The sequence below is a fragment of the Kistimonas ophiarachnellae genome, assembly GCF_057552235.1.
In genome coordinates this window covers 139,614-165,184 of the sequence record NZ_BAAJPA010000004.1, presented here as the reverse complement: position 1 = coordinate 165,184, position 25,571 = coordinate 139,614, and the positions used below count along the sequence as shown (strand labels likewise).

The 25,571-nt window shown below is 50.2% G+C and carries 25 protein-coding genes; 14 read left to right on the top strand and 11 right to left on the bottom strand.

Features of this window, described 5'->3' with window-relative positions; genetic code table 11:
• Positions 1–171 precede the first annotated feature (171 nt).
• Complete coding sequence (locus AC27K1_RS06335; RefSeq protein WP_487149167.1) at positions 172–1,401, bottom strand: hypothetical protein; 1,230 nt, start codon at positions 1,399–1,401, stop codon at positions 172–174.
• A gap of 512 nt (positions 1,402–1,913) precedes the next feature.
• Between AC27K1_RS06335 and AC27K1_RS06330 the strand changes: the two genes are divergently transcribed.
• From AC27K1_RS06330 to AC27K1_RS06315, 4 genes are all read left to right on the top strand, one after another.
• The gene (locus tag AC27K1_RS06330; RefSeq protein ID WP_487149166.1) at positions 1,914–2,393 is read left to right on the top strand and encodes a GNAT family N-acetyltransferase; all 480 of its coding nucleotides are present in this window, start codon (positions 1,914–1,916) and stop codon (positions 2,391–2,393) included.
• A 57-nt stretch (positions 2,394–2,450) separates the two neighbouring features.
• Positions 2,451–2,891: a GNAT family N-acetyltransferase gene (locus AC27K1_RS06325; RefSeq protein ID WP_487149164.1), complete on the top strand. Its 441-nt coding sequence runs from the start codon at positions 2,451–2,453 to the stop codon at positions 2,889–2,891.
• Positions 2,892–3,063: 172 nt separating this feature from the next.
• Positions 3,064–3,288 carry a DUF1272 domain-containing protein gene (locus AC27K1_RS06320; RefSeq protein WP_487149163.1) on the top strand — a complete coding sequence of 75 codons (225 nt, stop codon included), beginning with the start codon at positions 3,064–3,066 and terminating at the stop codon, positions 3,286–3,288.
• A gap of 132 nt (positions 3,289–3,420) precedes the next feature.
• Positions 3,421–3,879 (top strand): YaiI/YqxD family protein, encoded by a 459-nt coding sequence (locus AC27K1_RS06315; RefSeq protein WP_487149161.1) that lies wholly within the window; start codon positions 3,421–3,423, stop codon positions 3,877–3,879.
• A 146-nt stretch (positions 3,880–4,025) separates the two neighbouring features.
• Here AC27K1_RS06315 and AC27K1_RS06310 read toward each other — a convergent pair whose 3' ends face one another.
• Both AC27K1_RS06310 and AC27K1_RS06305 read right to left on the bottom strand, forming a co-directional pair.
• Positions 4,026–5,336 carry a hypothetical protein gene (locus AC27K1_RS06310; protein ID WP_487149159.1) on the bottom strand — a complete coding sequence of 437 codons (1,311 nt, stop codon included), beginning with the start codon at positions 5,334–5,336 and terminating at the stop codon, positions 4,026–4,028.
• 510 nt (positions 5,337–5,846) lie between these two features.
• A complete protein-coding gene (locus AC27K1_RS06305) occupies positions 5,847–6,848 on the bottom strand; it encodes a hypothetical protein (protein WP_487149158.1) in 1,002 nt (333 codons plus the stop codon).
• Between the two features lie 569 nt (positions 6,849–7,417).
• On the opposite strand from AC27K1_RS06305, the gene AC27K1_RS06300 reads away from it, so the two are divergent.
• From AC27K1_RS06300 to AC27K1_RS06290, 3 genes are all read left to right on the top strand, one after another.
• Complete coding sequence (locus AC27K1_RS06300) at positions 7,418–7,708, top strand: ArsR/SmtB family transcription factor (RefSeq protein WP_487149156.1); 291 nt, start codon at positions 7,418–7,420, stop codon at positions 7,706–7,708.
• Between the two features lie 74 nt (positions 7,709–7,782).
• The gene (locus AC27K1_RS06295; RefSeq protein ID WP_487149154.1) at positions 7,783–8,874 is read left to right on the top strand and encodes a permease; all 1,092 of its coding nucleotides are present in this window, start codon (positions 7,783–7,785) and stop codon (positions 8,872–8,874) included.
• Positions 8,875–9,204: 330 nt separating this feature from the next.
• On the top strand, positions 9,205–10,668 hold the full coding sequence (locus tag AC27K1_RS06290; RefSeq protein WP_487149152.1) for a PhoPQ-activated protein PqaA family protein: 1,464 nt from the start codon (positions 9,205–9,207) through the stop codon (positions 10,666–10,668).
• A 104-nt stretch (positions 10,669–10,772) separates the two neighbouring features.
• On the opposite strand, the gene AC27K1_RS06285 is transcribed toward AC27K1_RS06290, so the two are convergent.
• Positions 10,773–11,570 carry a hypothetical protein gene (locus AC27K1_RS06285; RefSeq protein ID WP_487149151.1) on the bottom strand — a complete coding sequence of 266 codons (798 nt, stop codon included), beginning with the start codon at positions 11,568–11,570 and terminating at the stop codon, positions 10,773–10,775.
• 797 nt (positions 11,571–12,367) lie between these two features.
• Positions 12,368–13,840, bottom strand: coding sequence for a hypothetical protein (locus tag AC27K1_RS06280; RefSeq protein ID WP_487149149.1), 1,473 nt, complete (start codon positions 13,838–13,840; stop codon positions 12,368–12,370).
• A 483-nt stretch (positions 13,841–14,323) separates the two neighbouring features.
• Between AC27K1_RS06280 and AC27K1_RS06275 the strand changes: the two genes are divergently transcribed.
• Entirely contained in the window at positions 14,324–14,788 is a 465-nt protein-coding gene (locus tag AC27K1_RS06275; RefSeq protein ID WP_487149147.1) for a GNAT family N-acetyltransferase, read from the top strand.
• A 135-nt stretch (positions 14,789–14,923) separates the two neighbouring features.
• On the opposite strand, the gene AC27K1_RS06270 is transcribed toward AC27K1_RS06275, so the two are convergent.
• The 4 genes from AC27K1_RS06270 to eutH all read right to left on the bottom strand — a co-directional run bounded on the left by AC27K1_RS06270 (position 14,924) and on the right by eutH (position 19,822).
• Positions 14,924–15,511 carry a cob(I)yrinic acid a,c-diamide adenosyltransferase gene (locus AC27K1_RS06270; RefSeq protein ID WP_487149146.1) on the bottom strand — a complete coding sequence of 196 codons (588 nt, stop codon included), beginning with the start codon at positions 15,509–15,511 and terminating at the stop codon, positions 14,924–14,926.
• Positions 15,512–15,558: 47 nt separating this feature from the next.
• Positions 15,559–17,049, bottom strand: coding sequence for a cobyric acid synthase (locus AC27K1_RS06265; RefSeq protein ID WP_487149145.1), 1,491 nt, complete (start codon positions 17,047–17,049; stop codon positions 15,559–15,561).
• Between the two features lie 18 nt (positions 17,050–17,067).
• Positions 17,068–18,510, bottom strand: a complete 1,443-nt coding sequence (gene eutA, locus AC27K1_RS06260; protein WP_487149143.1) for an ethanolamine ammonia-lyase reactivating factor EutA — start codon at positions 18,508–18,510, stop codon at positions 17,068–17,070.
• A 199-nt stretch (positions 18,511–18,709) separates the two neighbouring features.
• The gene (gene eutH / locus AC27K1_RS06255) at positions 18,710–19,822 is read right to left on the bottom strand and encodes an ethanolamine utilization protein EutH (RefSeq protein WP_487149141.1); all 1,113 of its coding nucleotides are present in this window, start codon (positions 19,820–19,822) and stop codon (positions 18,710–18,712) included.
• 398 nt (positions 19,823–20,220) lie between these two features.
• Here eutH and AC27K1_RS06250 point away from each other — a divergent pair, with 398 nt between their 5' ends.
• From AC27K1_RS06250 to AC27K1_RS06230, 5 genes are all read left to right on the top strand, one after another.
• Positions 20,221–20,391 carry a DUF3012 domain-containing protein gene (locus AC27K1_RS06250; RefSeq protein ID WP_395180204.1) on the top strand — a complete coding sequence of 57 codons (171 nt, stop codon included), beginning with the start codon at positions 20,221–20,223 and terminating at the stop codon, positions 20,389–20,391.
• A gap of 115 nt (positions 20,392–20,506) precedes the next feature.
• Positions 20,507–20,716, top strand: coding sequence for a hypothetical protein (locus AC27K1_RS06245; protein ID WP_487149139.1), 210 nt, complete (start codon positions 20,507–20,509; stop codon positions 20,714–20,716).
• A gap of 93 nt (positions 20,717–20,809) precedes the next feature.
• Positions 20,810–21,292 carry a hypothetical protein gene (locus tag AC27K1_RS06240; RefSeq protein ID WP_487149138.1) on the top strand — a complete coding sequence of 161 codons (483 nt, stop codon included), beginning with the start codon at positions 20,810–20,812 and terminating at the stop codon, positions 21,290–21,292.
• Between the two features lie 63 nt (positions 21,293–21,355).
• On the top strand, positions 21,356–22,309 hold the full coding sequence (locus AC27K1_RS06235) for a hypothetical protein (RefSeq protein WP_487149136.1): 954 nt from the start codon (positions 21,356–21,358) through the stop codon (positions 22,307–22,309).
• 75 nt (positions 22,310–22,384) lie between these two features.
• On the top strand, positions 22,385–23,116 hold the full coding sequence (locus AC27K1_RS06230) for a phytochelatin synthase family protein (RefSeq protein WP_487149134.1): 732 nt from the start codon (positions 22,385–22,387) through the stop codon (positions 23,114–23,116).
• A gap of 17 nt (positions 23,117–23,133) precedes the next feature.
• Here AC27K1_RS06230 and AC27K1_RS06225 read toward each other — a convergent pair whose 3' ends face one another.
• On the bottom strand, positions 23,134–24,165 hold the full coding sequence (locus AC27K1_RS06225) for an NADP(H)-dependent aldo-keto reductase (protein ID WP_487149133.1): 1,032 nt from the start codon (positions 24,163–24,165) through the stop codon (positions 23,134–23,136).
• Between the two features lie 391 nt (positions 24,166–24,556).
• On the opposite strand from AC27K1_RS06225, the gene AC27K1_RS06220 reads away from it, so the two are divergent.
• Positions 24,557–24,970, top strand: a complete 414-nt coding sequence (locus tag AC27K1_RS06220; protein WP_487149132.1) for a hypothetical protein — start codon at positions 24,557–24,559, stop codon at positions 24,968–24,970.
• A gap of 59 nt (positions 24,971–25,029) precedes the next feature.
• On the opposite strand, the gene AC27K1_RS06215 is transcribed toward AC27K1_RS06220, so the two are convergent.
• Positions 25,030–25,518: a hypothetical protein gene (locus AC27K1_RS06215; protein WP_487149130.1), complete on the bottom strand. Its 489-nt coding sequence runs from the start codon at positions 25,516–25,518 to the stop codon at positions 25,030–25,032.
• Between the last annotated feature and the right edge of the window lie 53 nt (positions 25,519–25,571).

The window sequence follows — 25,571 nt, the reverse complement described above, 5'->3', positions numbered from 1 at the left end:
ATTGGCCGGTGGATACTTTTATCCTAAGCACCCGTATGTCTCAAAAATGTGACAGCTGACGAAACCCACGCGACATCGCTAAAGACTCCGCCAGCCCAAATAACGCCTGATACCTTTTATTGAACAATACCGCTGGATACCCTTGCTTCACGCAGGGGAAAACAACATGGATCACTTACCGTTCTTACAAATTGTCCTGATGCATTTCGCGACTTTTCCGCTATCTGTGTCAGTCTGGGCATCAATACTGTAAGCGTCCGTCAGATTCCAGACATACAGGTGTTCATTCAACCATGACAGCAGGCGTTCATTGCCATAAAACACACAACCTTTTCGATATATTCCTTCCGGAGGATTCTCAGGCTCCAGGGTGCGCCCTCCCCATTTGCCCCCCTTACCATGGTCTCCCGGAACGTCGAATATTCTCCATAACTCGATGCTCCCATGATTCGGTTGGTGTATCCATATGTTGCCATTTTCCAGCATTCCTGTACGACAGTTGTAGCTTTGCAGACCCCCAAGCTCTGTAACGGTCATTTCCATGGCTTGATTGATATCAATGGCCCATGCCTTTTGCAAAGACGATCCATGGAACCGGTTGACGCCGTTTTGAAGCGTCAGGCTGTGAGTAATTGGAAAATCATCATCAATGAAGTGATCAGCGTCCAATCTTCTTCTATTCGTCAGGGAGCAGATTTTCCTGACGCAGCACCATAGGTCATCCTGTTTGAGCCATTCGTAAATTGTACTTCGGTACCATGCCAGGAACCGGTTTTCGGTCAAAACCAGGGCGCCTTCAATGCTGATTATCTCTTTTCTTTTTTCTTTCAATAGCTCTATGGATTGCCATTCACTGTTGTTTCGGGTGGCGAGATAAAGGTAGGAATGATCCCAAAACAGGATCTTATTCCGGTTAAAGACAGTAAGCCCGCAAACCGATTCATCGCTTACGGTATGCACAATGGTTGCTATCCACTGTCTGTCGCTGTTCTCAGCCCATAGAAACAGGGTATCCTCAAGCGCCCATGACAGCAGTTCTGTGCTTCCGAGGGGCTGAACGCCCTTCATGGTATTGCGCCTATCATCAACCCTGTCGTAATGCCCGTTTTCCAGAGGGACGGAGTGCCATTGGCCGAAAGACTCCGTCAGAATGCGTATCTCTGGTGCTTCCGCCCAGGATACCAGCCGCCTTTCATCCATTGGCATGGCGTTCTTGATTTGGTACCTATGCCCGGTAGCTACAGCCGTGCTGTCCCACATTTTGTTGTGCTTTTGCCAGTCCTGCATAATGCCATCCGCCTGAAATGCCAGGAATCTGTCTTCGCCAAACGCCAGCACGCATTGAACCGTTGCCGTGTGCTTACAATCCAGGCCAGGTTTCAGAAGTGATTTACCCGTCATGTATCGCCCAGCATACAGAAATGGCAACGCCTTTTTTGAGAACTGTCCGTGGCGTCTGCATTGCTGAAGGCAGGTGACAACATTGGCAGAGTGAACTTTTTTAGCTTCCCGGTTAAATATCCTGGCTGTTGTGACGGGAAAGTCTGCGGAGTAATCCCTCTCACTGTAAATATTGCTGCACAACTTATTCCACGGGAACCTGTCGCCAGGTTTATCTGCATTCATGGGTTAATGATTTTCTTGCTGATTTCTGAGGATTAGAGCCAGATACAGGGAAAAGGTTCCGCGAATTTGCCGACCGGGGGCCAGGAACCTTCCGGCTTAACGACGTTTCCGGGCCAGGCAAACGCGCGCCTTAGCACGTGAACGCGTCAGAACGGGATAAACCCTCGATTGTGACGGGAAACAATACACGGGCGTCCGATTCCCTATACACTGCGCATCGTCCACTCACCCCCCGGGCGCTGTCGTCAATGGTTGCCTGATACGCCCGAAGCCAGTTGTGATATCCGATGAACATCATTACCTACCAGGACCATTACAAAACCGGTGTCGTTAAGTTGATGCAGCAATTGCAGGATACTGAACGCAAACTCAGCCGTGACCGCCCACCCGGCGCCGATATCGCATCAGACCACACGGATTACCTGCTGGCACTCTGCCGGGATAAACAGGGAACCCTGCTGGTCGCCCTGGAGGACACGGTCGTCGCCGGTTTTATTGTGGTGATTACCGAACAGGAAGATGAAGGCGATCAGCACCTGTATCCGGATTACCGGCAATATGGCCTGGTCACCGATCTCGTTGTAGACGAGGAGTACCGGGGGCACGGCATTGCCCGGATGTTGATGAAAGCGGCCGAACAGTACTGCCTTTCCCGTGGATTGAAACAGCTTCACGTTGCAGCGCTTTACGGGAATGCGCCCGCCCGGGGGTTTTATGACTCCTACGGTTTCAGCGAATACGAAATCACCTACCGAAAAAGTCTCTGATACTTCACTCGCACACTGTCTGGCACTGTTAGCGGTGTCAGACAACACGGATCATTTATGCATTTAACGTTTTCCACAGGCACCATTGAAGACGCACTGGCGGTTTACTCCCTGACGCCGGAGTTTGACCGCACCATGACAGAAGAAGCCTTCCTGGAAAAACTCTCCGGAAAACCATACCTGATTTTAATCGCGAAGGAAGGTGACCAGTGCGTTGGCTTCAAAGTGGGCTATGAAAACTCACAGCATGAGTTTTACAGCTGGCTGGGCAGTGTTCTGCCAACGCATCGAGGTCAGGGTGTTGCGGCCAGTCTAAGGGATATGCAGGAACAATGGGCACGTGAACAGGGTTATTCCTGTATCCGGGTCAAGTCATGCAATCGCTACCCTGCCATGTTGCATATGCTGATTGGAAGCGGCTACCAGATTGCCGGTTATGAAGACCTGGATGATCTCACACTGAACAAAATTCATTTCCTCAAGGCACTGACAGCCTGAAATCCTTTTCATCGTTTCCTCTCATTTTCATCACTGCGGCTCCATTACCGGAACAATGGAGCAGCATGGTAGCAATAGTTGCCAAAAGCGATTTTTACAGGAACTATCACAGCAGCAGAACACTCAAAAAAACCAATGGACTCATGCTTAAGGAAAGGAGCACAGAATTCCCATGCTCAAAATGAAAACTGCCTGCGAACAATGTGGTGTATCTCTGGCGCCGGATGGAACCGCTTACATTTGCTCATTCGAATGCACCTTTTGTGAAACCTGCACTGAGACGATGGCTGGCTCCTGCCCCAACTGTTCCGGCGAACTCCTGCGTCGGCCATCCCGGGTCCGCAAACCCCTTGAGGTGGCCGCTTCCCGGGTGAAACAGAAACTGTTTGGCAAATAAGCGTGATGAATGCGCTGAAGGGCCTCACTGATGATAAACTGCGCCTTTCTGCCTCCGGATATGCCGGCAGCACGACACGACAGACCGTCGCCCATGACCGTCTGACATTTTCTTCCAACCACGTGGTATGCCATGAAAATATGGGTAGACGCTGACGCCTGTCCCGTCGTCATCAAGGAAATCCTGTTCCGTGCCGCCGAACGCACCCGGATCGAACTGACACTCGTGGCGAACCAGCCGATACGGGTTCCACCATCACGCTATATCCGCGCCATGCAGGTTGCCGGTGGGTTTGATGTGGCCGACAACGAGATTGTCAGGCGACTCAGTGCTGGCGACCTGGTCATCACCGGTGATATCCCACTGGCGGCAGAAGTGCTGGAAAAAGGCGGCTATGCCCTTAACCCGCGGGGCGAACTGTATTCTTCCGCCACCATCCGTGCACGCCTGAACATGCGGGACTTCATGGATACCCTGCGCGCCAGCGGCATCCAGACAGGAGGGCCGGCCGCACTTAGCCAAAGTGACAGAAAGGCCTTTGCCGATAATCTGGACAAGCTGCTGACAAAACATGGCAAACAAACGGATTAAAAATACATGGGATAGTCACTCAGAACTGTTTTTGCCATAAAGTCATCCATCAGAAACAGGGCAAAAACAGTTCCTGCATTCCCACCCTGGCTACGGAAATCTTGCTCAAATGATTCAGGCTCAGGTACTTGCCCTGTAAAACACAGTTACCTTGCACGTTTGAATTTCGCGTAATCATGGGCTGTCAATCCAGGGTTCTGTAGCAAATGCATAATGGGATCTGAAAGCAGATTATCTACCACAGAGTTCTGTAACTGACTTGATAGTACCGTACACCATGACCTGGCTTGATTTATGTGTTGTATAAACTCTTGTTTCTCTTCTTCACTATCCATATGCTGATAGAGCACACTTTGTTCACCCAACCCTTCGACATAACCTGAAATTTCAAGCAAATCAGTTTTTCCCTGTTCAGACAACTCTACATATTCCAGATCCTCCTTAGACTCAGTACAGCGTCTAATTTTACTTTGGTACTGCTCATATTTTTTATTTATTCCTGCAAAGCGATCCTTAATCCCCCCAATCTCCTGAGTACCATCAGTGAGCTGAGCATGAGCCCTGTTAAATTTCTTATTCTTTGCTTTTTCTAATGCGTCAATAGTTTCTGCCCTACTCATTCCGGGAGCAAAGTCCTCTTCAGTAAGTTGAGTTTTCCCCAAAATTACTTGCATTAATCCATATGCATCATTTTCAAAATCCTTAACATAATCACTCAGAAACTTAAACTCTTCAGAGCTAGCAGCATCATGACGCATTACACTTTCCAATTCACCCATTAATTGATTAGCTTGCTCCCTGGACATCCTTCGATATTCATCGACAGTTACATCTTTACCATTACCAAGTTTATTTTTGTATTTATTATTTAAAAGAACAACAAGCTCATCAATGAGCAATTTTATTTCATTAAGCTCATTTAATTCTTCAGAAATCCCTTTAAATGTTTCGTTCTCTGTTTCCAAGTCATCGATTGTTATACTCAGGACACCCAATATACGCTCTATATCAAGAAACACAGTGCTCACTGCGTTTCTCCAGGACTGGGCATCATTGATGTCAACACGGTAAGCATCAGATACCGGGGGTAGAGTTTCGCTCTGACGATTGGCATCATTAGCTTGCGGTACATTCAAACCCTGTGATTCTTGCTCCTGCTGATCTGGATGTAAACGATCAGCTCCTGCCAAAGGTTGACTATTTACGGCAGGTGCAAGCGATGGCAAACGATCAGCAATAGCCTTTGCAAATCGCTCATCCCGATGTTTGCTTCCCAAATTAATCACTTTCTGAACATCGACTCCGGTTACCGTATAAGTACGAAACATCGCATACATACATGTCCCCAGTACTTTTACAGCCCTGACAAAACAACAGTCTCCATCAGATTTACTTTTAACATTCTTATAATTGCAAGCCTGATTAAATGTAAATGTTATAGGGGATTTGTTATCCATATCACTTCCTTTAATTCATGAATGAAAATTACAGCCAGCAGATAGTCAGAGACAAGAATTTCAGCGATCAAGGGTTTGCACTGAAATCATTACAGCATTCGAATGATTCCCTATCGTCTCCGTGCGGCAACATTGTCAAGAATGGAAAGTTATTTAATGACAGCTCCTGAATACCAAGCCATAAAATATCAATCATTATTGCAACGACAATAGGTAGCTGATAGCCATGAAAAGTAATTGCCCCGCGCCATTAAAATGGCTGTAGCATGACTAATCAGCGGCATTTTCATAGCAAAATACTTCTCTTGTTTGCACATACTATGACCTGATAACTTTCAGGAAGTTCAGGTTAAAATAATGTTCAATTAAATAACCTGCACAAGCTGTTCCCCGGAAGACCAATGAAGGTTCATTGCCAGAACGGGTTGTTGGGATTCGCATGCAGCCGGGACAATGTCGGGCGATATCAGCCATTGCCCCGGTGCTTTACTCATGATCTGAGAGACCGACTTACTCCGGCAACTCATTAGCATTCACCGTTTCATCGGTGCGTAATGATACGTGGGGATTCAGCCCGTCCTCGTCTTCAAGATTCAGCTTGTACAACTGGCACAATCGTTTTGCTTCATTGAGGCGCTGCAACGCAATACGCCTGTTGTGCTCGTGTGCATAAACATCCGCTCTCAACTGGTCAGCACAAGGTGTGGCCGGATCAGGCAGTGCGGCATCAATCAGCAGATGGTTTGTCATGGCAGGATAGTGTGGGCTGCAATGGGCATGATAATGTGGTCTGCAATGTCCATGGTAATGCGGCCCGCAATGGCGGGAATAGTGGACATGGGTATGGACAGCTGTGTTCATCATGCCATTGGCAAGGTGCAGCCCTGTTCGAAGCTGCCGGTTTTGTTCCCGCACAGGACGGTTTCTGATTTCCTCGTCTGTTGCCTGCTGTTGCAGCTGTGTGCGTCTTTCGTCGATCGCCCGATTGGCGGTTCTGCATTGCTGAATCTTCAGGCAGTTCTCCTGGCACTGTTGCAAGGCGCGATCACGTAATGCACGAATAGCCTCGTCAGTAACAGGGCGTAGAACCTGCCTTGCATGTTGCTTACTGCCCTGACTGACAACAGTACCAAAGAATGTACTAAGGGCAGCGGTAGAAAAGACGGTGGCGCCCAGTATGCCAAGCCCGATGACCAGCGGCGCACCACCGGTTGCGGCGAGCGTTCCGCCAACAATACTTATGGCAGCTAATCCAACCAGGACACCGATGACGGCTGCAATGGCGATTTTCCGTTTGTTAAGCGTGGTGCCCTTGATCGGATCATAGTCATAAAAATAATCCGTACAGCGAGGCCTGGTGGTTGTCTGAGGCGGACAGGTTGATACCCGTTGCGATAACCCCATGGCGGTTTCATAAGAAGGTGGAGGACCTGATGGCATATCGTCGTGAATTGGGGGATTAGCCGGCATGGTTGGATAGGGGGATTGAGGCGCAGGGTATGTCGATGCCATGGTTCATGCTCCTTTGAATCAGTTTTATTGCTGCGCCAGCAAATCCTCCGATGATTTGCCCGACACGTAAAAAAATGGTTAATCAATACATTTGAGCGCAGAGGCCCCCTTAAGTTCCTGATTTGTAATCATAAATAGCAAAAGGTATCAGAGGGTGAGAGAGGGCTTCGACTAATGTATGCCTCGACGTTCAGGTTTTTCTCAGCCTGAAGCTGCTGTGTGACCACATCTGCTGACATCCCGCATTATACGCCCGCCCGGGACACAAGCCGCCAGCGCTTACCGTTGTCTGCCTTGTCAAAAAGCCCAGGATAAAGTCCTTGCGGGAAGCGATTCAAACCGTAGTTGTCTCTGATGAACAAACGCTGAGATTAAACATTGGACAGATGCATGGATTGATCAAAGGCCGGTAAGGGAACCAGGCAGCTTCATGGTTGGCACGGGATCACGGAAGAAAGATGTTAATACATTCACTCAACGTAACACCGGTATTGCACAGGTGTTATAGGAATATTTCCATATTTCTAGAAATTTGACTCAAACAATAACCAGGCATACACTCCCTCGCCATGAACGATGAACTCGCAGCTAAACGTCTGGCCGAGCTGGGGAATGTGACCCGGCTGGCGATTTTCCGGTTACTGGTCAAGGCAGGCCATGAGGGCTTGCCCGTCGGTGATATTCAGCGAACCCTGGAAGTCCCTGCTTCCACGCTGTCGCACCATATCAGCCGGCTGGTGTCTGCCGACCTGGTGCAACAGCGCCGTGACGGCAGGGTTCTGCACTGCACGGCCCGGCTGGATGAATTGCAGGAACTGGTTGAGTTTCTGCTGGCGGAGTGCTGCAGCCTTAGCCCCTGAGTTCAAGGACGGCAGCCGTGTCTGCCCGTTTTTTTACCCAATTATTTCGATATTTTTAGAAATATGGTGATGACATGAGTGATAACCTGATGACCATGCTGGGAGAGACATTTCATATGTTCCTCTTCCTGGCCACAGAACTGACCCTGCTGTTCCTTGTGATCAGCTTTATTGTCGGTGTGATCAATGAATTGCTGCCTGCGGGTAAAGTCCAGGCCATTCTGAGCTCCCGCAATGGCCGCGGCTACCTGACCGGCGCCATACTGGGCAGCGTGACACCGTTTTGCAGCTGCTCGACCATTCCGATGCTGACAGGCCTGCTGAAAGCCCGGGCAGGATTCGGCCCAACCATGACGTTCCTGTTCACGTCGCCCCTGTTGAACCCGGTGATCATCGGTCTGTTCCTGGTGACGTTTGGACTGAAAGTCACGGTTATCTATGCGGTGGTCGCACTGGTGGTCGCCGTTGTTGCCAGCGTTATTCTTGAGAAACTGAATTTCGCCCGGTTTATTCGTCGCGATGTCCTGGAGGCTGGCAGCAGCACCGGTTGCGGCAGTAAAAATGCAACAGCATCCCAAAGCTGTGGCAGCGCACCTGCCAGCAGCACCTGCTGCGACAGTAAAGATACCGCAACCTCACAAAGCGGAAACGCCACGCAGGCGGCCAGTAGCTGTTGCGATAGCAAAAGTACTGCAGCATCACAGTGCTGTGACAGCAAACCCGCAGCCACCAGCTGCTGTACAACCGAACAGCCGGAAAGCCGCTGGATGCGCGTCTGGCGCGATACCTGGGCACAGTTCCGCAAGGTACTGCCCTGGCTGATGGTGGGCGTGGTGATCGGCTCCTTTACCTACGGCTTCGTTCCGAATGAACTGATTACCCGTTTTGCCGGCCCTGATAACCCCCTGGCAGTTCCGGTTGCAGCATTTATCGGTATACCGCTGTATATCCGCGCCGAAACCATGATTCCCCTGGCAGCCACTCTCGCCGCCAAAGGGATGAGCCTTGGCGCCCTGATGGCACTGATCATTGGTAGCGCAGGCGCCAGTATTACCGAGGTTTTCCTGTTGAAATCCCTGTTCAGGGGACCGATGGTCGCAGCATTCCTGCTGGTGATTTTCTCCATGGCCATCATCGGCGGTTACAGTTTCAGCCTGTTACTCTAAAACCATTGCAGGATAAATTGATAAGGGAATATCAATTTATCCTGCTTAAAAAACCCTAATAACAAGAAAAAAATGCCCTCTCTATTTACCCCGCCTCATACTTTTTTCATGAATATCCAGCACCCTTTAATTACACCACTATAATTACTTCCCGCCTGAACCCATGACATTTTCTTAAAACTTCAGTGAAGGTTTTTATTCATCATGTCTTTTATTAAATCGGCTTTGAGTGCTATCTGTTGTATGCACAAGACAAAAAGGTGCACAGGGAATAAAAGGCAATACGCTTTAAACCCGGGACATTATGCCCTGCTTTTATCAAGCATCGTGTTGTCGGGCTCCGCTACCGCAAATGATACCCTGCTCGATGCCTATATTTCAGAGCATCTGCCTGAAGCAAGCTCTCTGACCTGCAGGGAACCGACCGTACACACGTCTTCATTTATTCACTCCTGTTCATTCACCTCACAGCTATGGCCGGCTGGTTCAGTAACCTATGAAGGCAAGGAGTGGACGCATAATATCACCATTGCCATACCGAAAGATCTGCAGAACATTCCCGAAACAGCCCTTTATTTCAGTGATGGCGGTGATAATGAACGCCCTGGCGATTACCTCAAGCAATTCCTCATGCTGGCAAGAACCAGCAAAAGCACTGTAAACCAGGAAAGAACGTTCACTCCCAATGCCATTATGGATCTGCTGGTGCAATTCACGCGTACGGTGATTATTTATCAACAGCAGATCCCTAACCAGCCCTACACCTTTATTGATGATGCACGCCATTCACTGACCGAAGATAAATTATTGGCAGAAAGCCTGGTTCGCGCAGCGAGTGTAAAGGAAATCAAAGACCTGGATCCTGCCAATACACTGTTGTTTCCTATGGCTCACGCCAATGTGGCAGGCATTTACCGCGCTATTGATTTCGTGAACCAAACCCTCAGCAAGCCACTCAAGCATGTGGTTGCCGGCGGCGCATCGAAACGTGCCTGGGCAATCTGGCTGGCCACCGCGTTTGATCAGGGGAGTGATACAAAAGCCCGGCAACTGATCTCGGCAGTCATCCCCGTCGCCATGATCCAGAACTTCCCTGACACATTACTCGCGATCCGCAAAAGCTACTGCCACTATCCCAAACCACTCGCCCCATACACGGACAAGCATATTTTTCAGGATCTCCTCTCTCCTTTCGATAACCGCTACAACATGATTTTCAATGAGATAGACCCTTACACCTTTCTCAAAGAGGAGCGGTTCGACAACATACACACACTGGTTATCCAACCCAGCAGCGACAGCTACTTTATTCCGGATGCAACCCGGTATTACTACCCTCAGCTGAAAGGGAACAAGCACCTGCTGGTCATTCCCAACACCGGTCATGGCGGCAGCCTGCCCGCCATGAATTACCTGTATGGCACACTGGCACACATTATGGCGCTGGTTCATGGAACGCCCATACCCACTTACCATGAGGACTATGACAGCTACCACGGAACTCTGAACATTCATACCGACAAGCAACCTCAACAGGTTTATGTCTGGAGTGCAAACAACCCCAGTGCGCGCGACTTCCGCCTGGAGTCTGCCGAATTCACCCGGCATGAGATCCAACCCCTCATGGAGATTAACGGAACCTTTACCTACGAGTGGAAGCCCGAAGAAACCAAAGGCTGGAATGCCTTTTTCATTGAAATGCATTTCAGCCCTGAGGAGCAGCTACACAATAAACCGTTTATTTTCAGCAGCCAGGTTTACATTACCCCCAACCGTTATTCTACCTGTCGTTAATAACAACAATGCCCCGCCAACAGAGTGTTGGCGGGGCATTCTAATTCTGGTATCGCTTTAAAATCAGGCAGAAAACGTAGCAATCAAAGTACAGGTTTTATTCTTCATGATTCAAGCTGGTTTGATATCACGGTAGGTCCGTTAGGTGGGCTCAGGTTAATCAGTATGGTTTCACCCTGTGCAGCATCTGACCAGGCTTCCGGATTGCAGGAAAAATAAGGGGTTGTGAATTCTATACCCGGTTTACTGGCCGAAATCTGGTAGATATGGCCGGGCTCAATATTCATGATAACAACACCGCCGTCGGTACTGGTTTCATCCAGCCCCGGGATTGGCAGAGGCTTACCGGCCAGCGCACCAAAGTAGAATATCGCGCCATGGGGTTTGCGTCGTTCTGTCCAGCTGTCACTGACCAGAGACACCCGCGCCCCGGGCTCCCCCTGGTGTTTATCATTCAATGTCTTGTTCTTTGCCGTGACGGTTGTAATGAGCTGGCAATAGCCCGGCTTCATTACTTCGGAAGTGTGCCGCTCAATCACATATTGGGCCGTATCCCATAGCCAGTCAGGTATCGCCTGCCAGGAAATATTATCCTGCTCCCCCGTGAGTCCTGCAGGCGGTATAAAAAACACACCGGACTGTGACGGCGCATAACCTTCATGTTTGAACAATAGCGAAATAGCCTCCCCGACCGGGTATTGGAAATAATAGCGACCATCATCAAAGGCAAGTTCCGGCATGGGAGACTGGCGAATGGCATCATAGACTTCAACATTTTCCAATGCGGTTGTTTTTCCCAACGACTGAGCCAATACAGCGACATTCGCCATTTCCGTTGCCATCACTGAAGACGCCGAAAATGTCAGGGCAACAACCATTTTTTTCATCAGGTGATGATGCATGCGTAAGATACCTGATCGGTGGATTAAAGACTCTCTCCTGCCACACCCAGCATGTAGAGGAGAGACCGTGAACCAAGCAGTTTAGTAGATAAAAATAAAGATATTCCTGCCATCACCCCGCCGGTCAGTTGTGGGCATCCATATATCAGAATGCGACAAACTGATTAGCAACCATAATCACTGCATAGATACCGTTCTATGATTTCGCCCCGGGATTACCACGTACCAGGAAAACCGGACAGCTGAAAATTACGGCGAAAACAACATGATGAAATACAATATCTTTCTCCGGTCACGCGAGACAACAGCCTCCTTCCATTCGTCCTGGATGACGCCAGACAAAGGAATAGAACCCCAGGCTGGATTCAATATCTACAAGGTAGCCCAATCAACACAGTATTCTAAAAGATGGACAAACAGTGTTGAACGAATAGCGAAGATCAACTAACACGCCAGGTGAACACAAGATTGATTCACCAACTTTAACGGACAAATCTTGTTTTGATTCTGACAATATTATTGAAATAATATAAAAATAATACTCAGACAACAGCTTGGCTAAGTTACCGCTTATGGTTGGTCATTAATTGATGGTAATAACATTCAGTTATGAAATCAGATGAAGCTTGTAAACAATACCAACATATGGCGTAATCCGTGCGCTTTAGAAAATCCTAGAACCTACATTTTATGGGACAAATGCGCTTATTGAACCAGCATAAGATAAGGCAAAGAATAAAAAACATAAGTAACAATCTGGTTATATATGAATTATTCAGTTATTGAGCTACCAACCATCAGCGGTGACTTAGCCCAACAGCTTCTTTAATTTTTTTAATCGTTTTCACAGCCCTCTGGTTAAAGGCATGCTCAATATATCGTGCATGCCAGTGGGAAATTTTCATAGCTTCATCGAATAAACTATTCTGTATAGGAAAAATAGTATTGCGTTTAAATTCTGGTTCGAAATCCCCTTTAAATTCAAAATTTTCTAAGGCTTCATCCATCTTAACCATTAATTTAAATGCTTTATAACCATCACTCTCTTCACCTTTACCGCCCCAATTCCAGAGTTTAGTTGCGCGCATCACAAGAACATCTCTATCAACAGCCGGAGCATTTCTTGCTTCGGCAATTAATTTTGTAAAATCACCAGCATGATATAAAATATATTCGCGTATTTTCTCATCATATGTATCAAGCCACTCCTTGTCGCGTAGGTGTTCGCAACATATTTCATAGAGTTCATCGATAAAGAATTTTTCCATCTTTTCAATTTTCTCCATTAATTTTTTCGCAGATTCAGAGTGCATGTCACAATCAGAAAGATAGGTAGGCAAACCAGCACCATCTAATTTAGTTGTTGGGTATGATACGGCTTCTGCTGCCTGACCTTTAGAAGCAGACTCCCCAGCAGGACTCCAATCAAAATCCACGCAATCCCATATTTCCTCTTGTTTCATATAATCGAAAAAATCCTTATAATGCCCAAGGATATGCACACCGAAATCATTAATCAATTCACTTTTAAATTCTTCAATTTTGTCTTGATGCGTCAATTTAATCTGTTTTTTTAGTAAATCATTCGCGACATCTACCTTGGCAGAAAGGGGTAGTTTCAGCATGCTCAAAAAATGGTATTTTGCAATTACAGTAATAGGATCGTCAGACAAAAGATTTTCTTCTACAACAAATTCATAAAGATCACAAAATGCCGAGTAAGCAGAACTATAATCTACAGCATCCTTTTCTTTACCTGTCGGCCTCATTATTTTTGCCTGTAGTTTTAAGAGCGCCGTAAATAAATCAAAAACTACATCAAATCCATCATTATATATATTACCCATAACTTCTCTATAAGCATTCCTTACTCCACCAGGCTCAACATCACAACACGTATTTTTCATTTTTTCATGAATAAGCAATTCACGAAATTCTTTCGACGTATTTAACACAGCCAGAACATCTTTTCGCTCAATCTTTTTATTAACCCATCGTGTATACCAGCTTTCCTTATCGAACTCCATTCCTCTGCTTGTATGAAAATTCTTAATCTCATCATGCAACAGGCTAACACGCTCCGCGTTTTCTTTGCCGTGCAATATTGATTTATCTGTATCCAATGGTAACGCCACTACCTTGTAAGGTCCAAGAGTGCGTTTTGTTTTTTCAAGACCTACATAAGCATTTTCCTGACAATCCTGAACAAATGCATTGATTAAATCACTCGCTGACTGAGATGCCGATGCCGATGCCGATGCCGATGCCATATCAAACCTCCATACGATAATAAAAACCTATTCCTTAAGCGGATACGAATTAATGATTTACATACTGCGAATATGACATTGATCAAGAAAACAAGTTCAAACCATTTTTTGCTGTACATTGGTAAACTGCTAATCAGCAATTCCACAACCTATTACAACCCTCTGATTTACAAAGATAAAAATGTAGCAACCTCCAAAACACTTTTTACTTTTTCTCTATTTTTCAATAGGTCAGATGTCATTTTTTCGTGAATTGCTGACATTTAACCAGCACCTGATCGTTACTCTCCAACCAGAAAAAGCATCTAGTCACAATCTTATGGTATGGGTGGTAGTATCACCCCAAAATCAGCTGACATTGGCGGCTATAGATACTGACTGTCAAAAACCATATCGGCTATAACTGCGCATAAAGAAACTGTTCTGGCGGTTACAGGCTGATACAATCTATGCCATACGTTCCAATGCACTCTCTAATGCTATATGCCCACATCATTGGTTAAACTGCCTCAAGAACAGTACCCTCTCGTTAATCGTTTTTACAAAGCCAATGGCCATAAAGGAAAAGCCAGGGGGGGAGAAACCGTCTATATCTTACGTGATCAACAAGGAATCATCGCGGCACTGCGTCTCTGCCCGAGACACGATGGCTGGTTATTGCGCAGCATGTGGGTTGCCAAAGAACGGCGTGGAGAAGGGCTCGGCACAACGCTTTTGCGCCATGTCATGGCAATGCCCGGAAACCATCCCTGCTGGTGCTATCCCTATGATCACCTGCGTGCGTTTTACGAAGCATCCGGGTTTGTGGTGCAATCCGTCAACGAGGCGCCGGAAAATATCAGTCAACCTTTTCAGGCATACCTGGGCAAAGGCCAGAAGATTCTACTCATGCTCTGGAATGGTCGCCCGGGGCCTGACGGTTCAGGGATAAATGCTTACCTGACCTGAGAGTCAATTAACGTGAGCGAATGCGCCCGTTTACTCTTGAACGCTCCGACCAGGATATTTGCTGTTTGGGATTCTGTCTAAAACCCCGGTCATGGCACTGGGAATCCACGGAATCCCAGTGCCACCGGAAACAGCTTATTCCACCTTTGTTTTTTCAGACTGTTGCCAGAGGACTTCCCCGCCAGACTGACGCGCAGTGACGCGACCGAGCACAAACATCAGGTCAGACAGACGGTTGAGGAACTGCAGCAGGGGTGCGTTGATTTCCTCACCGGCTTCTTTCGCGGCAATCACACGGCGCTCTGCACGACGAGATACCGTGCGCACCATATGGCAATGACAGGCCAGCCGTGAACCACCGGGCAGGATAAAGTTCTTCAGCGGTGGCAGACCTTCGTTGAACTCATCCAGCACTTCTTCCAGGTAGGTCACAAATTCCTGCCGAATCAGCTGGTAACCGGGCATGGCCAGCTCACCGCCGACATCAAAAAGACGGTGCTGGATAAATTCCAGCGGCTTCTGCAGCTTGTGACGCAGGATCTGGCAGTCTTTCAACTCACAGATCAGCATCCCCATCCACGCGTTCAGCTCATCAACAGAGCCGATGGCTTCGATCCGCGCGTGGGTCTTGGGGACACGGGCACCGCCGCCCAGGCTGGTCGTGCCCTTGTCGCCGGTACGGGTGTAGATTTTTGTCAGTCGGTTACGTTCGTTCTCAGACATCTCAAAGCCTCGGTTCCGTCGCGCTGCCCTGGCAGCCACCGGTTCAGTTATTCTGTGACCAGCGCCAGAATCTGGTCCATATCCAAATAGGTTTCGATAGCATCCGCCAGGCGGTTCAGGTTGTCTTCCCGCACCTGGTCGAAATTGAAGGTGGCCGCCTCGCTCACCGCCAGCCCTGCCCAGCGCAGGATGGCATGGCAGGCATCGGCATGTTCAAACACACCGTGGAGGTAGGTGCCGAACACCTGGCCGTCCGCTGACAGCACACCGTCTTTATGGCTGCCCAGGTCAATCACCGGGTAATCCAGGTCATCGCCCTGCGTCACACCGGCATGGATCTCGTAGCCGGTCACGGTGACCGCTTCCTGACCCGGCAGGCTCAGTGTACCGGACACCCGACGGAGCTGCTTTTCACGCTCCAGCGTGGTATCGAGATCAAGCAGACCGAATCCTTCACTGATACCGGGATTGCCTTCAATGCCTTCAGGGTCATGCACAAACCGGCCCAGCATCTGGTAGCCGCCACAGATGCCCATCAATTTACCGCCCAGACGAAGATGGCGAAGAATATCCTCTTCCCAACCGTTGTCCTGCAGGAATTCCAGGTCAGAGCGGGTGCTCTTGGTGCCGGGGATAATGATCAGATCACAGGGCGGAATACGCTGTCCCTTGCGCACCCAGGTGAAATCAACATTCGGGTGCAATTGCAGCGGGTCAAAATCCGTATGGTTGCTGGTGCGGGTCAATACCGGCACAGCAATCTTCAGTCTCTGGCCGTCATGTTTGTCAGCATCAGAAACAGTGATGGCATCTTCCGCATCCAGATGCAGGCCGTGCAGATATGGCAGAACGCCCAGCACCGGCTTACCGGTTTTTTCCTCCAGCCAGCGTAGGCCGGGTTCCAGCAGGCTGACATCGCCACGGAACCGGTTAATCACAAAACCTTTCACCCGTTCCTGTTCGGACGGCGAAAGCAGTGCCAACGTGCCGTAAAGATGTGCGAAGACTCCGCCACGATCGATATCTGAAACAATAATCACCGGGCAGTCGGCCGCTTCGGCAAAGCCCATGTTGGCGACATCATTCTCGCGCAGGTTGATCTCGGCAGGACTGCCGGCACCTTCCACCAGCACGTGCTGATACTGGTCTTCCAGACGACGCCAGGCCGCCAGAATACTTTCCAGTACTTTGGGTTTGTACTCGTGATAAGCCCGGGCATCCATCTCCGCCAGCGCTTTACCGTTGACGATCACCTGTGCGCCGGTATCGGTATTGGGCTTGAGCAGCACCGGGTTCATATCGCTATGGGGTTCCAGGCCACAGGCAAAGGCCTGCAGGGCCTGCGCCCGGCCAATCTCGCCACCGTCCACCGTCACGGCGCTGTTCAGCGCCATGTTCTGCGGTTTGAACGGGGCAACGGAAATGCCGCGCTGTTGGAATACACGGCACAGTCCAGCCACCAGCACACTCTTGCCGGCATCACTGGTGGTCCCCTGCACCATCAGGGTGCCGGGACGGCGGGTGACAGATTCAGTCATCCGGGATTCCTTGTTCAGTCAGTAGCCGAAGACCAACGTTTTCACGATCACCGGCAGTACCTTGTCCTGCGCCAGGGGCTTGCCGATATCGATATAATCGCCGTCTTTCACCGAAATGGAATCGATACAGACGACATCTTTGCTGTACTTCAGCTTGGCCTCGATGCTCTGTCCGAGCACCTTGGCAAAATCTTCTTCCACAATCACGATCAGCGGCTGAGGCAGCTTGATCATGGTGTCCATGCCCGCAATGATAATCTCCGCCAGTTCCTGGACATAGCTGAAATCGGGCTGGCGTCGTCCCTGCAGGCCCAGCGCCACATGCTGGACACCGGTTTCCAGGTCAAACCAGGACAGTTTTTCCTTAATGACCCGGATCATTTCTTCAGCAGACAGGGTTTCATCGTGTGCCGTCAGGCGCAAGACCGGGACGTTCTTGATGGGAAATACATCACGGGAGAAATTGATGGTGCTGCCACTGATATCCGTGGCATGGGAACCCGCACCGATGACCGTGGCACGAATGGTTTCTACCGCATCAAACACCGAGAAGTGGCTGAACAGCGGCGATTTCCGGATCGCACGCCCCAGCAATACGCCCAAATCACCGTATTCAAACTCACCCACGGACGGCATTTCATCATAGGCATAAACGGCCACACCGCCGGAGAAGCAGATCTGGTCAATGGTGTAGTCGCGGCGCATATCCTGGGTGCCACGGCCTACCAGGAAGGCCAGATCATCCGTCGCGGGACGAATACCGCAGACTTCCTCAAGGATTTCCACCATGCGCTGAACAATACGGTCGATCTGACTACGGGTCAGGACATCGCCAATGCTCACAGGCATGCCCATACGGCGGGTCATCTCGTACCATTTCTCGGAGATATAGGTGACTTCCGTCCCGCCTTTCTCGAACTTGATCAGGCGACCGCCGATATCCAGGCAGCTGGTATCAATGGGTTCACCCACCTGGTACGCCGCAATGTTGGTTGTACCACCGCCAATATCCAGGTTCACGACAATGGAGTTTTTATCGTAGGACTGCTTCGAAGCGCCAGCGCCTTTACCGGCAATAATGCTTTCCAGATCAGGACCCGCGGTCGCAACCACAAAATCCCCGGCCAGCTGGCTCAGGGCATCCGCCACCTGTCGGGCATTTTCCTTACGCGCAGTTTCGCCGGTGATGATCACGGCGCCGGTATCAATCTGTTCCGGACGGATATCCGCCTTGCGGAATTCGCTTTCCACCAGCGCCCGCACCTGGGTGGCGTCAATCATGGTTGGCGACAACAGTGGCGTGAAATGCACCTGGCTGCGATAGACCACCTCACGGCCCACAATCTCCACCTTGGGGATCATCGCACCCGGCGACACGTTTTCCAGGAACAGACGGGTAAAAACCAGCTGGGTGGTAGAGGTGCCGATATCAATACCGGCGCTCAGGATTTCTTCACGCATGGGATGACCTGATTCGAGTAAGTGTCGGCCGGGATGGCCCTTCAGTGGGGGAAAATCCCGGCGCCGTATCGGGCAACGGCTCGGGTTTGGCAACCGTATGGGGGACGATGATGACAAACCGGAGCGGTCGCGGGTATCGGGGAAAACGCTGCCAGCCACAGGCCGGCAGCATCAGGGACATCAGCGGTAACCGCTACAATCAGGCAGTCTGCGCTTCAGCAGACGCAGGCGCATTGGACGCCATGTTACGGGTCACCCAGATCGCCAGGGCAACGGCAGTCACACCACCGACCAGCTTACCGGCAACAACCGGCGCGATCATGTCGCTGTTAACAGCGGCGGTGAAGCCCAGGTGGTCACCGAACGCGAAGGAAGCGCTCACGGCGAACGCCACGTTGATGATCTTACCGCGGTTGTCCATGTCCTTCATGATGTTGAACATGGCGATGTTGTTGGCCAGGGTAGCAACCAGACCGGCAGCGGCGGTTTCGCCCATGCCCATCATGCGGCCCAGCTTCATCAGCGGCTTGTTCAGGTGAGTGGTGATGAAGTGAACCATCGGGAACGCACCGGCCAGAACCATGGCGATCGCACCGATGATGCCAATACCTTCAGAGATCGGCGCCATGCCAGGAATGACAACAATACCGGTCAGGGTTTCAACAACGATAGCCGCCAGCGCCAGGGTGATAATGGCAACAACGCCCTTACCGAAGATTTCGAAACCGCTGATCATCTTGTTAGGCATGAAGTACAGGCCAGAAGCGATCAGAGCAGCAACGATGATGATCGGCACCAGGTTGACCATGATCATGCCAATTTCAAAACCGGCAACCACACCGCCGACCAGGCAGCCCACGGGAACAGTGGTCAGACCGATCAGAACACCACGCGCCAGGTACTGGGTGTCTTCCTTGGAGATGATGCCCAGTGCAACCGGGATGGTGAATACGATGGTCGGGCCCATCATGGCGCCCAGGATCAGACCGGCGAAGTTACCGGCTTCAGGGGTCTTGGCCATTTCCAGCGCCAGCGGGTAGCCGCCCATGTCGTTAGCCAGCAGGGTGGTGGCGAACATGGCCGGGTCAGCGCCCAGGGCTTCGTAAACAGGCACAACAACGGGGCTCAGGATGGTGTTCAGCACGGGGGCCAGTGACACCACACCGACCATGGCCAGCGCCAGGGCGCCCATGGCCATGAAGCCTTCTTCAAACTGGGCGCCGTAGCCCCACTTGTTCCCCAGGATCTTGTCGACGGCGCCAAGCACCATGAAGCCGACCATGACGTAGAGGATGATATCGTTGATACTCATAAATTCCTCGTGGACTGTGTGTTGGTAAAGTTCTGAGTTATGGTCCGTCACACGTCAACGAATCATGCTGTGCATAGCCCGGACCTTGCCAGGGTCATGCGGGTCGGCTCGTGCTGAGTGTACGGACTGTTGCGCGGCAGGCTATCAGGAACGGACGTAAGGATTTATGACGCTGCTCAATGCCGAAATCACGATCATCCGGGGAGTTGATTTGCGTCAAGGGTAACAGGAGAAGATGAGGTCAGTTTGCCCTGGTGGCGATCCCCTATACTTTGCCGAGGCGCAGCAGTGCGCCTCTTCGACGCTGTCCGCATCCACACGGCCTGGTTTTTGTAGAGAACAGCGCCAGATTCGTGCCTGAATACCCCGGCTTTTCGCCAGACAACGGGAGAACAACGATGAAGCGGCTACTTGCCTGTACAGCTGCCCTGCTATTTACCACCCTGATCACCGCCTGCTCCCCGGAAGTCGGCTCAGAAGCCTGGTGCAATGCGCTTCAGGAAAAACCCAAGGGTGACTGGACGGCCAATGAAGCCACCGACTACGCCAAGCACTGCGTGTTTAAATAGTCTGAGACTTCCCATGACATTGGCCGGCTCACCCATGACCGTGCCCTGGCCGATGTCGGCTTAAGAACCGGTATACCGCTATTCTCTCGCTTGGGAAAACAACTACAGGGATGTCATGATGAAACGGCTATCACTTACCACCTTACTCGCAGTGATGTTTCTGGGCGCCTGCAGTAGTGAACAGGAACCTCAGCAGAACGAAGCGGATTCACACTTCCTGTCCGGGCAACAAAAAGCCATTGATCAGGCCAAAACCCTGTCGGGCACATTGGAAGAAGCTGCCAGACAACGGGATGAACAACTGAAAAAAGAACTCGGCAAATAAACAGATTCACTTCGCATAACACCGGATAGGCAGACACTCCCGGGCGGTACACAATGCAGCCATCTGACTATCACCATTGCCAGGGAGTTCACCTTGCTTGAGCAACTGTTACAGGCCTACCGGGGGGAACTCTACGGTATCGCTTTTTTCGAGGCGTTTCTTGAAACCGCCACATCCCACATTGAACGCCGGAAATGGCAATACCTGGTTGAAGTCGAGCAACGCACTGCACAATGTCTGAAGGCCTACCTGGAACCATTGGGCATTCACTGCCCGGAAGATGATGCCGACATGGTTCAGGCAGGACAACGGCAGGCCAGCCTGTGGTTACACCTCCCCTGGGACACCCTGATGGCCACACTGGCGCCATGGATTAAAACCTATGCCGACCGCTATCGACAGCAGGCGAATACCGATACAACCCATCAAACTGCCAGCACCATGGTGGCTGACCATGAGGATGCTATTCTGGCGTTTGTTGATCGTGAACTGGCGCAAACCCCTGATAGTCTGGCGCCATTAATCGAGTATCTGGATAAGTACCCATTACCTCGCCCACTGGCAAACATCGCCTGACCGGAGTCGACAGAATCGTCCTGCTACACTGAAGTGACAATAATCAACAACCTGATTGCATCCATGCGTAATGTCACCAGGACGGTCACTCTTCTCGCAGGCTTACTCCTTTCCCTGGGCCTGCCACTTCAGGCAGCGGAGACACTCTGCACCAAAGGTACGCCTCGCATCAAAGTTCAAGTGTCAAAAGACTGGAAACTGCGACTGGGCGGACGCACCATTCCGGGTATTGATGTTGAAGACCGGCTTGTTTTTACCATCAGGAAAACCGGTTACCAGTTCAACCTGCCCGACCGTTTTCAGGGTAATCCCTGTGAACGTGGCAGCGTCAGGGTTTCCAAAGATGGCAAGTATATCGGCATTTTCTGGAGTGAAGGTTTCCTGGCCAGCCAGAATGGATTGCTGGCCCTGCGTTCCGACGATTTCGGACAAAGCTTCAAACTCTATTGGCTGCCCAACACGGCTTTCTACGGGAAACTGGTGAAAGACGACAAGGGTATGTCCGTGGGCCGCTGGGAGCTTGGCATCAGCACGATTACTACCATTGACCAGCAAAGCGCCCTTAAAGCCCACAACATCAGGCAATTCAGGAAACTTGCCCCTAATGTGACCCAGATGAAACACAACCGGTTATCTGGCGGCTTTGCCTCGGGTAACCACAACAAGATATCAGCAGACATGTTCAGTGTGGTGGGTCGTCATACCGAAAAGGGTGACTATTATGAAATCTCCATCCTGCACTTCCTGCAGACCTTCGACATGGGCAAAAGCTGGTATGTTTCAGCCGATGACAACGATTACCAGCACTTTTTTGCCCCTCTGAGCGCCTATCGCCATGTATGGGGCGACGATCCCGACAAACAACACCTCAGACGATTCCAGGGGTTGCCCCGTGGATTCACAGCGGTACCTTACACAACCGTGGCACAGTGTATCGCCACCTACCCGAAAGGCTCGCATGACATTACCCTGAAAACACTGAAGGCATCGATCGAAGCGGGGGAAGCCTGCACCTGACGGAACCCCGGGGGCATTATACGGTCTAACCTGCCAGGCATTGTCCTGATTCGATAATACCCGCAGGAGACCTTCATGAATAAACCACTACCCCTACTGGGATTACTCTGTGCCCTTGTCGCCTTTGCAGTAACAGGCGCTGAAACCTCTGACGTGATTTACTGGAATACCCCGGAGGCCGTGACCCTCCAGCAGAGAATTCCGGCCACCGCCGATGTCTGGCAACTGATTCCCCAACTGACTACCCAGAAAACCCGGACTTACTGCGGTATCGCCAGTGCCGTTACCGTTTTGAATACCATGGGCATTGAGCGTGCGGGTGACCCCGTTTATTTCCCTTATCCCTATGTCACACAGGACAGCTTTTTTACACCATCAGTGCTGCAACATATTACGCCCCTGGCGGTATCAACCCGCGGGATCAGCATGAAAGAACTGGAAGCAGCCTTGCAGGCACACGGTATCACCGTAGAACCCATCGCGGGCGACAGTCTCAATACTGATCAGCTTCGGGAACGTCTCAGCCGGGATCTGGTCGACAGGGATCATTATCTTCTGGCCAATTACCACCGCCCTTCACTGAACCAAAGGGGCGGTGGTCACTGGTCGGTCCTCGGCGCTTATGATCCTGCTGCTGACCGGGTTCTGATTCTGGATGTCGCCCGCTATGCCTATCCTCCCGCCTGGGTGGATTTGGTAACGTTACACTCAGCGATCAACACCATTGATCCCGGCAGCAATGCGCCGAGAGGATTGTTGATCCTGTCGGCACCATCATCCGCACCGGATGCCCTGGGCAACCGCTGAACCTCAACCTTGCGGGCTCAAGGCGCAGGGTTGGGTTGCCCGACATGGATGGCCTCGATAGCTTCCAGCACATCATCGGACAACCGTAGTTCACTGGATGTCAGATTGCATTCCAACTGTGCCAACGTTGTAGCGCCGATGATATTACTGGTGACAAACGGTCGGGATGTCACGAAAGCCAGTGCCATCTGGCTGGGATCCAGGCCTGACTCACGGGCCAGTTTGACATAAGCCTCTGTAGCCTTTTCAGCCTGGGGATTGTTATAGCGCTGGAATCGGGAAAAGAGCGTCAGGCGTCCATCGGCAGGTCTTGCACCATCAAGATATTTTCCGCTGAGCACCCCGAAAGCCAATGGTGAATAAGCCAATAGCCCCATCTGCTCACGGTGAGCAATTTCTGCCAGGCCAACCTCAAAAGAACGATTCAACAGATTATAGGGATTCTGAATACTGACCGGACGTGCCTTCCGGGTCACCTGGCTTTCGGTCAGATAACGCATGGCTCCCCACGGGGTTTCATTGGACAACCCGTAGTGCTTTATCTTGCCGGCTTTCACCAGGCTATCCATGACATCCAGTGTTTCTTCAATGGGCGTGCTGTCATCATTGTCCTGGTGGGAATAATTCAATCGTCCAAAGAAGTTGGTGTTACGTTCAGGCCAGTGCAGCTGAAACAGGTCGATGCAATCGACGCCCAGCCGCTGAAGACTCCCCTCCACGGCGCGTTCGATATGCTCACGATTCAAACGACGACCACCATCCATATAGGCGTGACCCGGCCCGCAAACCTTGGTGGCAACCACCAGGTCATTATGCTGACCTCGCTGGCGCAGCCAGTTTCCAATGATCTGCTCCGTCCGTGTCCAGGTTTCCTTGCCGGGTGGTACCGGATACAGCTCAGCGGTATCAATGAAATTGACGCCATAAGCTGTTGCCCTGTCCAACTGCGCAAAGGCTTCCTGCTCTGTGTTCTGTTCACCCCAGGTCATGGTACCCAGGCAGAGGGTACTGACCTTGATGTCGGTCCGGCCAAGACGTCTGTATTCCACGGAAACACTCCGTACTGTCGCTTGTTGTGATCAGTTAAAATCACACTGATGAAAAGACATTGATGAGACAATAGTTTATATCAGGCACATCCTCAGGCATCTTTGTCCATAAATCAACGACACATGACAAGCAATCAACGTAACAGCGAGTTGTCTATTATTTCTCATCTTTAGCTTTTTTATGCATGAGCAAAAAGGATTACCTTGTCCTATACTTTTGCCGCTATTTTAATCAATGTCTTTTGTGTGAACTCACTTTATTCCAGCAGAATAGAGAAAGGGGAAATACGATAACAGGTATGCTTATAACACAAGCAACGCTTGATATTTATTCGCATGCACTCCCATTAATGGAGACAGGAAGCTCACTTTTAATTTCAGGCTGTCGGGCATGAAGAAAATGAAGTTACCTCTACTGACACTTGCCATATTACTCTCCGGTTTCAATATGGAATGTATGGCAGATAGTGAAACTATTGATGAGAATACAGATTCCTATAAAGGTGATGCACCACTCACTCTCAAGATACAAAACGAAGGCTGGTATGTCCTGAATTTCGAGTTTAACCGTTATATATGCACACATAATGAAATCGGGAATGATGAAAAAATTACGGGCTCACTACTCATGGGGCGCTCCACATCTTTTCCCATCTATTCATCGAGTTCAGATGGGTTTCAGTGCATAGTGAAAATCTGCCCCACCCCTTGTTATGAATCCTATGTCAAGTTTTATAAAATCACCAACTCAACGACAATACGCTGCGGCGGGAATGTTTTTTCATTTGACTGTGACGTTTATTAATAAAACCGGAAAAAATAATCCACCGGCACTATTCCAACGCCGGTGGATTAGCGCGGGATTTACCACCGGGGTTTTATCGTAATCGTAATATTGGAGTTTGCAGGGAAAATCACGTTATTAATGACAAGTGGATCCCAAAACCCACCCCCTGATGTGCATTTACTGCCAATAGGCTTAAAATTAACCTCAACAAATACACAATAACTGTTCATATCTGTCGACCTGTCCGTATGGCCACCTGCAGAGATAAAAAACGTATAGTTATCTTTTTTCTGCTCATGCTTCCAACCCACACGGCCAATAGGGTAGCTGTGCATGCCATCCTGAATCGGTTTGAGCGTAACTTCAGTACTCACCGGGAAGCTGACGTGAGATTGCAGCTTATAAGAGCCTGTTGCGATCGTGGGATGTTCAAGCCCCTCAATACCAGGAGCAGAAACCTCAAACAATGGGAAAATTTGCTGGTTAATTTTCACTGTTCCAGCATGCGCCATGCCACCAGACAAAACTAATGACAAAATCAATGGTGTAGAAGAAACCGCCTTCATTTTCTAACCCCTCTTACTGCTACTGCTGCCTGGTAGGCATCTTTGCAAATGCT

Excerpts from the sequence above, each read along its gene's own strand:
- AC27K1_RS06285 (WP_487149151.1), bottom strand. The coding sequence starts at position 11,570 with ATGCATCATCACCTGATGAAAAAAATGGTTGTTGCCCTGACATTTTCG.
- AC27K1_RS06235 (WP_487149136.1), top strand. The coding sequence starts at position 21,356 with ATGCGTAATGTCACCAGGACGGTCACTCTTCTCGCAGGCTTACTCCTT.
- AC27K1_RS06275 (WP_487149147.1), top strand. The coding sequence starts at position 14,324 with ATGCCCACATCATTGGTTAAACTGCCTCAAGAACAGTACCCTCTCGTT.
- AC27K1_RS06245 (WP_487149139.1), top strand. The coding sequence starts at position 20,507 with ATGATGAAACGGCTATCACTTACCACCTTACTCGCAGTGATGTTTCTG.
- AC27K1_RS06310 (WP_487149159.1), bottom strand. The coding sequence starts at position 5,336 with ATGGATAACAAATCCCCTATAACATTTACATTTAATCAGGCTTGCAAT.
- AC27K1_RS06215 (WP_487149130.1), bottom strand. The coding sequence starts at position 25,518 with ATGAAGGCGGTTTCTTCTACACCATTGATTTTGTCATTAGTTTTGTCT.
- AC27K1_RS06220 (WP_487149132.1), top strand. The coding sequence starts at position 24,557 with ATGAAGAAAATGAAGTTACCTCTACTGACACTTGCCATATTACTCTCC.
- AC27K1_RS06265 (WP_487149145.1), bottom strand. The coding sequence starts at position 17,049 with ATGACTGAATCTGTCACCCGCCGTCCCGGCACCCTGATGGTGCAGGGG.
- AC27K1_RS06250 (WP_395180204.1), top strand. The coding sequence starts at position 20,221 with ATGAAGCGGCTACTTGCCTGTACAGCTGCCCTGCTATTTACCACCCTG.
- AC27K1_RS06315 (WP_487149161.1), top strand. The coding sequence starts at position 3,421 with ATGAAAATATGGGTAGACGCTGACGCCTGTCCCGTCGTCATCAAGGAA.
- eutA (WP_487149143.1), bottom strand. The coding sequence starts at position 18,510 with ATGCGTGAAGAAATCCTGAGCGCCGGTATTGATATCGGCACCTCTACC.
- AC27K1_RS06320 (WP_487149163.1), top strand. The coding sequence starts at position 3,064 with ATGCTCAAAATGAAAACTGCCTGCGAACAATGTGGTGTATCTCTGGCG.
- AC27K1_RS06325 (WP_487149164.1), top strand. The coding sequence starts at position 2,451 with ATGCATTTAACGTTTTCCACAGGCACCATTGAAGACGCACTGGCGGTT.
- eutH (WP_487149141.1), bottom strand. The coding sequence starts at position 19,822 with ATGAGTATCAACGATATCATCCTCTACGTCATGGTCGGCTTCATGGTG.
- AC27K1_RS06270 (WP_487149146.1), bottom strand. The coding sequence starts at position 15,511 with ATGTCTGAGAACGAACGTAACCGACTGACAAAAATCTACACCCGTACC.
- AC27K1_RS06295 (WP_487149154.1), top strand. The coding sequence starts at position 7,783 with ATGAGTGATAACCTGATGACCATGCTGGGAGAGACATTTCATATGTTC.
- AC27K1_RS06305 (WP_487149158.1), bottom strand. The coding sequence starts at position 6,848 with ATGGCATCGACATACCCTGCGCCTCAATCCCCCTATCCAACCATGCCG.
- AC27K1_RS06280 (WP_487149149.1), bottom strand. The coding sequence starts at position 13,840 with ATGGCATCGGCATCGGCATCGGCATCGGCATCTCAGTCAGCGAGTGAT.
- AC27K1_RS06230 (WP_487149134.1), top strand. The coding sequence starts at position 22,385 with ATGAATAAACCACTACCCCTACTGGGATTACTCTGTGCCCTTGTCGCC.
- AC27K1_RS06330 (WP_487149166.1), top strand. The coding sequence starts at position 1,914 with ATGAACATCATTACCTACCAGGACCATTACAAAACCGGTGTCGTTAAG.
- AC27K1_RS06300 (WP_487149156.1), top strand. The coding sequence starts at position 7,418 with ATGAACGATGAACTCGCAGCTAAACGTCTGGCCGAGCTGGGGAATGTG.
- AC27K1_RS06335 (WP_487149167.1), bottom strand. The coding sequence starts at position 1,401 with ATGACGGGTAAATCACTTCTGAAACCTGGCCTGGATTGTAAGCACACG.